The organism is Pseudomonas carassii, assembly GCF_036324045.1.
In the GTDB taxonomy this organism is placed as follows: Bacteria; Pseudomonadota; Gammaproteobacteria; order Pseudomonadales; family Pseudomonadaceae; genus Aquipseudomonas; species Aquipseudomonas peradeniyensis.
In genome coordinates this window covers 317,190-324,462 of sequence record NZ_JAZDCT010000001.1, presented here as the reverse complement: position 1 = coordinate 324,462, position 7,273 = coordinate 317,190, and the positions used below count along the sequence as shown (strand labels likewise).

The 7,273-nt window shown below is 64.6% G+C and carries 6 protein-coding genes; 1 reads left to right on the top strand and 5 read right to left on the bottom strand.

Annotated features, from left to right (window positions below; translation table 11 throughout):
• Positions 1-112: 112 nt before the first annotated feature.
• On the bottom strand, positions 113-1,357 hold the full coding sequence (locus V0R62_RS01460; protein WP_050706803.1) for a putative porin: 1,245 nt from the start codon (positions 1,355-1,357) through the stop codon (positions 113-115).
• A gap of 400 nt (positions 1,358-1,757) precedes the next feature.
• On the opposite strand from V0R62_RS01460, the gene V0R62_RS01455 reads away from it, so the two are divergent.
• A complete protein-coding gene (locus V0R62_RS01455; RefSeq protein ID WP_330102411.1) occupies positions 1,758-2,885 on the top strand; it encodes a GNAT family N-acetyltransferase in 1,128 nt (375 codons plus the stop codon).
• 154 nt (positions 2,886-3,039) lie between these two features.
• On the opposite strand, the gene V0R62_RS01450 is transcribed toward V0R62_RS01455, so the two are convergent.
• Genes V0R62_RS01450 through V0R62_RS01435 form a run of 4 tightly spaced genes read right to left on the bottom strand, consistent with a single transcriptional unit; the run spans position 3,040 to position 7,224 of the window.
• Positions 3,040-4,872, bottom strand: a complete 1,833-nt coding sequence (locus V0R62_RS01450) for an ABC transporter ATP-binding protein (RefSeq protein WP_330102410.1) — start codon at positions 4,870-4,872, stop codon at positions 3,040-3,042.
• 51 nt (positions 4,873-4,923) lie between these two features.
• A complete protein-coding gene (locus V0R62_RS01445) occupies positions 4,924-5,481 on the bottom strand; it encodes a peptidylprolyl isomerase (RefSeq protein ID WP_330102409.1) in 558 nt (185 codons plus the stop codon).
• A complete protein-coding gene (locus V0R62_RS01440) occupies positions 5,475-6,287 on the bottom strand; it encodes an alpha/beta fold hydrolase (RefSeq protein ID WP_330102408.1) in 813 nt (270 codons plus the stop codon). The genes V0R62_RS01445 and V0R62_RS01440 overlap by 7 nt, the downstream gene beginning before the upstream one ends.
• 13 nt (positions 6,288-6,300) lie before the next feature.
• Positions 6,301-7,224 carry a LysR family transcriptional regulator gene (locus V0R62_RS01435; RefSeq protein ID WP_028693074.1) on the bottom strand — a complete coding sequence of 308 codons (924 nt, stop codon included), beginning with the start codon at positions 7,222-7,224 and terminating at the stop codon, positions 6,301-6,303.
• Positions 7,225-7,273: the final 49 nt, after the last annotated feature.

Sequence of the window (7,273 nt, the reverse complement as noted above, 5' to 3'; positions counted from 1 at the left end):
TGTCGCGAAAGGGCTGCGAAGCAGCCCCGGCTTTCTGACAGGCAAAAAAAGCGGGAAATGCCGGATGGGGTCGGCATTTCCCGCTTCAGGGTGGAGCAAGGGAGCGTAGCGCTTAGAACTTGGCTTCCAGGTCGACCTGCAGGGTGTCGACGTCAGCATTGTTGTTCGGCAACTGCGACAGGTCGGTCTTGGCCATCAGGTAGGCCGCGCCCAGGGAGAAGTTCTTGTCGATCTCATAGCCGACCTTGAACTTGTGGCCACGCGAACCGGTGAAGCCGGCGCCGAAGTCGGAGTCGGTGAACAGGCTGACCACGGCGTTGCGCTGCACGTCGCGGTAGTTGTAGTCCAGGCTCCAGGCGCCCAGCTTGGTCTTCAAACCGGCCAGCCAGGCCTTGTCCTCGCCGTCGGTGCTGTCGGTGTTCTTGACGAACTGACCATAGGCCGACAGCGGGATGGCGAAGCCGGTGAAGTCCACCTGGCCAAAGCCTTCGGCCAGGTTGAACTCGGTGGTGGTGTTGCCGAAGCTGCGCAGCACGGCCGACTTCTTGTCGTTGTCGAAGCCGTAGAGGCTGCCGCCGACGGTGACCTTGACGCTGTCAGCCAGGTTGAACTTGGTGCCCAACTGGCCGTGGTACAGCTGCGCGTCGTGCTTGAACTGCACGCCGTCGCCGTCGACGTTGTCCTTGAGGGTGTAGTGACCGGCGCTGCCGAATACTTCGGCGCCGCCCAGGTTGGTCTTGTAGGTGACGGCCACGCCTTCCGGGTTGATGTCGCTGTCCCAGATGATGTCGCCCATGCTCACCCACGGCTGCAGCATCTTGCCGCCGATCAGGTGCAGGTTCGGCACGGCGGTCGGGTGCCAGTCGAGGTAAGCGAGGTCCACCCACAGCGATTTCTTGTCGAAGTAGTTGTCCAGGCTCTGGTTGGTCGAGCGGGCGTCCGAGCTGCTGCCGGTGGCCACGCGAATGCCGGCGTCGACCTGCGGGTTGATCTCGCTGTAGAAACCGACGCGGGCACGCACGCGCTCGCGGTCCTGGTTGCCGCTGCGGCTGTTGGGGTTGTCGACGTTGACGTCTTCATAGCGCAGGCGCACGTCACCCTTGATCTGGGTCTTGGCGGCCCATGCCACTTTCTGTTCGAAGGAGCTCAGGCGCTCGGACTGGGCTTTCTGGTCGGCCTTTTCCTTGGTTTCCTTTGCCAGGTCGCCCTGCAGTTCGGTGTACTGCGCCTGGTTGATCGAGCCGTTGGCGCGGAGTATTTCGAGCAGCTTGGCGTCGACAGCAGCACTGGCCGGAGTACTCAGAGCCAGCATCATGCCGGTGAGGCTCACCCCGGTAAGTGTAGAAACAAGACGCATAAGGTTCTCCCTGTTGGAAAAAGTGGGGAGGCTCAAGCGCCCGCCCCCAAGTTGGCATGTCTTCGGAAAGGGCCTGACTAGTGTCCTGTCTCGGAAATAAGCTGTTCACTTTTGGCGGCGTCTTGGGCGCCCGGCCGGCGTTGCCACTCCTCGCCATAGCCCTGCTATGACTCGTCGCGGCGCCTTGCCCGAACACCCAAGCCACTCGCCAAAAGAGAACGTATTTCCGAGACAGGACACAGACAGGTTCTGGGGTTCCGGAAAACAGGCGCAAGTATTGCGGGGGGGAATGACAGAATAATGTCTGAATAGTGGCACTGTTGTTAAGTAAACAGGCCGTCATTTGTGTGTCACGGCGGCTTTGGCAATACTGGCGCCCTGTCCATAGCGAGTTGCAACCGTGATCAGCCTTCACAGCCTTACCCACCTGCGCGACCTGCCGGCGACCACCTGGGACGCGCTGGTGCCCGACGCTCAGCCGTTTCTGCGCCACGCCTTTCTCAGTGCCATGGAAGACAGTGGCAGCGTGGTGCCCGACACCGGTTGGGCCGCCGAACACTTGGTGCTGGAGCGCGATGGCGAGGTGCGGGCGCTGCTGCCGGCCTACCGCAAGTGGCATTCGTTCGGCGAGTACGTGTTCGACCATGGCTGGGCCGATGCCTGCGAGCGCGCGGGCATTGCCTACTACCCCAAGCTGCTCGGCGCGGTGCCGTTCAGCCCGGTCGCCGGGCCGCGTCTGCTGGCCGCCGATCCAGCCGATGGCCTGCTGCTGTTGCAGGCGATTCCCGAGTACCTGGGCAAGGGTGGGCTGTCAGGGGCGCACATCAACTTCACCGACAGCGTGCTGGACGCGGCCATTGCCGGCCAGCCGGGCTGGCTGGAGCGCCTGGGTTGCCAGTTCCACTGGCGCAACCGGGGTTACCGGGACTTCCAGGACTTTCTCGACACCCTCAGCTCACGCAAGCGCAAGCAGATGCGCAAGGAGCGCGAGCAGGTGGCGGGGCAGGGGATCGATTTCGCCTGGTACCGTGGCGATGAACTGAGCGAGGCGCAGTGGGACTTCGTCTACCGCTGCTATGCCAACACCTATGCCGTACGGCGACGGGCACCGTACCTGACCCGCGAGTTCTTCAGCCTGGTGGCCGAGCGCATGCCCGAGGCGATTCGCGTGGTGATTGCCCGGCAGCAAGGGAGCGAGGTGGCGATGGCCTTCAGCCTGGTGGGGGGCGACAGCCTGTATGGCCGTTACTGGGGTTGCCTGGACGAATTCGACCGTCTGCATTTCGAGACCTGTTTCTACCAGGGCATGGACTTTGCGATCGGTGAAGGCCTGCAGCGCTTCGATGCCGGTGCCCAGGGCGAGCACAAGCTGATTCGCGGGTTCGAGCCGGTGATCACGCGGTCGTGGCATTACCTGCTGCACCCGGGGTTGCGCCGGGCGGTCACGGACTTCCTGAGCCAGGAGCGCGAAGGGGTGATGGCCTACGCCGAGGAGGCGCGGGGGATGTTGCCGTATCGTCAGGTTTGAAGTGTCTGGCCACACGCTATCCCTGTAGGAGCGGCCTAGTGCCGCGAAAGGGCCGCAAAGCGGCCCCAGGATTTCAGCGTTGATGCAAAGATCGCCGGGGCCGCGTTGCGGCCCTTTCGCGGCACGAGGCCGCTCCTACAAGGGCCCGTTCAACTCAATCGACGCCGACGAACCCCCCGGTCTGGTGATGCCACAACCGCGCATACAACCCGCGCTGTGCCAGCAACTCGGCATGGCTGCCGCTTTCGACGATATGCCCCTTGTCCAGCACGATCAGCCGGTCCATGCGGGCGATGGTCGACAGGCGGTGGGCGATAGCGATCACTGTCTTGCCCTGCATCAGCGTCTCCAGGCTTTCCTGGATCGCCGCCTCGACCTCCGAGTCCAGCGCCGAGGTGGCCTCGTCCATGATCAGGATCGGCGCGTTCTTCAGCAGCACCCGGGCAATGGCGATGCGCTGGCGCTGGCCGCCGGAGAGCTTGACGCCGCGCTCCCCGACATGGGCGTCGAAGCCGGTGCGGCCCTGGGCATCGGACAGTTGCGGGATGAACTCGTCGGCCCGGGCCCGGCGCACTGCTTCCCAGACTTCCTCGTCACTGGCATCCGGCCGGCCGTACAGCAGGTTGTCGCGGATCGAGCGGTGCAGCAGCGAAGTGTCCTGGGTGATCATGCCGATCTGCGCGCGCAAGCTGGCCTGGTTGACCTCGGCGATGTCCTGGCCGTCGATGAGGATGCGCCCGCTGTCGATGTCGTACAGGCGCAGCAGCAGGTTGACCAAGGTCGACTTGCCGGCGCCGGACGGGCCGATCAGGCCGATCTTCTCGCCTGGGCGGATGTCCAGGTTCAGGGCATCGATCACCTTGCCGCCCTTGCCATAGTGGAAGTCGACATGGTCGAAGCGCACCGCCCCGCGGCTGACCTTGAGCGCCGGGGCGTCGGGCCTGTCGCTGACGGTGACCGGCTGGGCGATGGTCTGCAGGCCGTCCTGGACCATGCCGATGTTCTCGAAGATGCCGTTGACCACCCACATGATCCAGCCGGACATGTTGACGATGCGGATCACCAGGCCCGTGGCCAGGGCGATGGCGCCGACGCTGATCAGCGATTGGCTCCACAGCCACAGGGCAAGGCCGGTGGTGCTGACCACCAGCAGGCCGTTCAGCGAGGTGATGACCACGTCCATGCTGGTGATCACCCGCGAGGCCAGCTGGGTTTTCTCGGTCTGCTCGCTGATCGCCTCGCGGGCGTACTGCTGCTCGTAGTCGGTGTGGGCGAACAGCTTGAGCGTGGCGATGTTGGTGTAGCCGTCGACGATGCGCCCCATCAGCTTGGAGCGGGCGTCGGAGGAGATCACCGAGCGCTCCTTCACCCTTGGCACGAAGTAGTACAGTGCACCGATGTAGCAGACGATCCACACCAGCAGCGGCAGCATCAGCCGCCAGTCGGCCTCGGCGAACAGCACCAGCGCACTGATGGCGTAGATCAGCACGTGCCACAGCGCGTCCACCGCTTGTACCGCCGAATCGCGCAGGGAGTTGCCGGTCTGCATGATGCGCTGGGCGATACGCCCGGCGAAGTCGCTCTGGAAGAAGTTCAGGCTCTGCTTGAGCACGTAGGTGTGGTTCTGCCAGCGGATCAGGCTGGTCATACCCGGGCTGATGGTCTGGTGCACCAGCAGGTCGTGCAGGCCGAAGAACACTGGCCGCAGCACCAGCACCACCACCAGCATCCAGATCAGCTCGCCGCTGTGCTCGCTGAAGAAGTTGGCGTTGGGCGTGCCCTGGGCCAGGTCGATGATCCGGCTCAGGTAGCTGAACAGCGCCACCTCGATCAGCGAGGCGATCAGGCCGACGATCAGCAGGGCGAGGAAGCTCGGCCACACCTGGCGCAGGTAATAAAGATAGAAGGGCCAGACCTTGCCGGGAGGCGCCTCGCTGGGCGCCTCGCGGAAAATGTCGATCAACTGCTCGAAACGACGGTACAGCATGGGTGACGACACTCCTGTTCGACCCGACTCACGTCCCTGTGCGGCGCGGGATCAGTCGATGCGTTTGGCCGACTTGATGTAGACCGGATCGGCCGGTACATCGCGCATGCCTTTCTTGACGGTGGTCGGCGAGTTGACGATCTGGTCGACCACCTCCATGCCCTTGGTGACCTTGCCGAACACCGCGTAGCCACGGTCGCGGCCCGGGTTGAGGAAAACGTTGTCGGCGACGTTGATGAAGAACTGGCTGGTGGCCGAGTTCGGGTCGGAGGTGCGGGCCATGGACAGGGTGCCGCGGGTGTTCTGCAGGCCGTTGCTCGCTTCGTTGCGGATCGGGTCCTTGGTGCTCTTCTGCACCATCTGATCGGTGAAGCCACCGCCCTGGACCATGAAGCCCGGGATCACGCGGTGGAAGATGGTGTTGTTGTAGAAGCCGCTGTCCACGTACTGGAGGAAGTTCTTGGTACTGATCGGCGCTTTTTCTGCGTTCAGCTCGATCTCGATCTTGCCGAAGCTGGTGACCAGCTCAACGTGCGGGGTCTTGTCGGAGGCCATGACGCTGGTGGCGAAGGCGACCGAGCAGGCGGTGAGCAGAAGTTTTTTCAGCATGGGCTCAAAGATCCTTGAGAGGTGGAAGCGGCTGCGAGGAACTGCAGCACGGTACGGTTGAAGACTTCAGGTTGATCCAGGGGCGTAGCGTGCCGCGAATCGTCGATGACCGCCAGTCTGGCGTTGGGCATCAGGGCGACGTAACGCTCCTTCAGTTGTATCGGTGTGTAATCGTGGTCGGCGGCGATCACCAGGGTGGGACAGCGGATCTGGCCAATGCGTTCCTGCACGCCCCAGTCGACGATGGCGTCGAAGCTTTTCAAATAGGCACGCTTGTCGTTGCGCGCCCAGCGCTCGGCCATCTTGCGCCGCAGTTCGGCCTGCTCCGGCTTGGGGAACAGCCGCGCGGCCAGGCCCTTGCCGACGGTCTCGACGCTGAGCAGGCGTGCCAGGCCCCAGCGCTTGAGCCACCAGATCCAGTCGCTGCGGGTGCGGCGCTTGACCTCGGGGGCGCTGTTGACGATGCACAGGCTGCGCAGCCAGTCGGGGTGGTCGACGGCAAACTGGAAGCCGACCATGCCGCCCATGGACAGGCCGACGAAGTGCACCGGGCCGGTCTCCAGATGGCGCAGCAGGGCCAGCAGATCTTCGCTGAAGGTCTTTATCTGGTAGCCCGCACGCGGCTTGGACGATTGCCCGTGGCCGCGGATGTCCATGAGGATCACCCGGTACTGGCGGCTGAGCTCGGGCACCTGCAGTTCCCAGTCCTGGCTGCTCGAGCCCAGCCCGTGCAGCAGCACCAGGGGCTCGCCCTGGCCGTGTTCCTCGTAATGCAGCAGGCATCCGTCGTGTTCGAAACAGGCCATGGGCGCGGTCCTCTCAGGCTTGCGGGGGGGCTGCGAAGGGCACGTCCAGCGGCGCGGTGTCGAAGTTGCGCAGCAGTTCGATAAGGATCTGCGTGGCCGGGCCCAGGGTCTTTTCCTTGCTCGAGTAAAGGTAGAACAGCGGATGACGGCTGCCACCCTGATCCAGCGGCAGGGGCTTGAGCACGCCTTCGCGCAGCTCGCGCTCGATCATGTGCCGGGGCAGCCAGGCAAAGCCCAGGCCGCTGCCGACGAAGGTCGCCGCGGTGCCCAGGCTGCCGACCGTCCAGCGCTGCTCGGCGCCGAGCCAGCCGACATCGCGCGGTTGGGCCCGGCCGGAATCGCGGATCACCACCTGCAGCTGGCTTTCCAGGTCCTGGAAGGTGATCTCGCGGCCCATGCGGTGCAGGGCGTGCTCGGGGTGGGCGACAGCGATGAACTCCACCGGGCTCAGCTCGGTGCCCAGGTAGCCGCCGATGTTGAAGCTGCTGATGGCAAGGTCGGCGATGCCTTCGTGCAGCACTTCCTCGACCCCGGACAGCACTTCTTCGCGCAGGCGCACCCGGCAGCCGCGACTCTGCGGCATGAAGGCAGCCAGGGCACGCACCAGGCGAGCGCTGGGGTAGGCGGCGTCGACCACCAGGCGCACCTCGGCCTCCCAGCCCTGTTCCATGTGGTGGGCCAGGTCTTCCAGCTGGCTGGCCTGCTTGACCAGTTGTCGCGAACGGCGCAGCAGCACGCTGCCGGCCTCGGTCAGCACCGCCTTGCGCCCATCGATGCGCAGCAGCGGCACGCCCAGTTGCTCCTGCATCCGCGCCACGGTGTAGCTCACCGACGACTGCGAACGGTGCAGGGCCTCGGCGGCCTGGGCGAACCCGCCGTGGTCGACCACCGCCTGCAGGGTCCGCCACTGATCCAGGGTAACGCGCGGTGCTTTCATCCAGGGCTCCTGTTGTCCTAAGCTGCGCTCTTCCCAAGGAGAGCGCCCG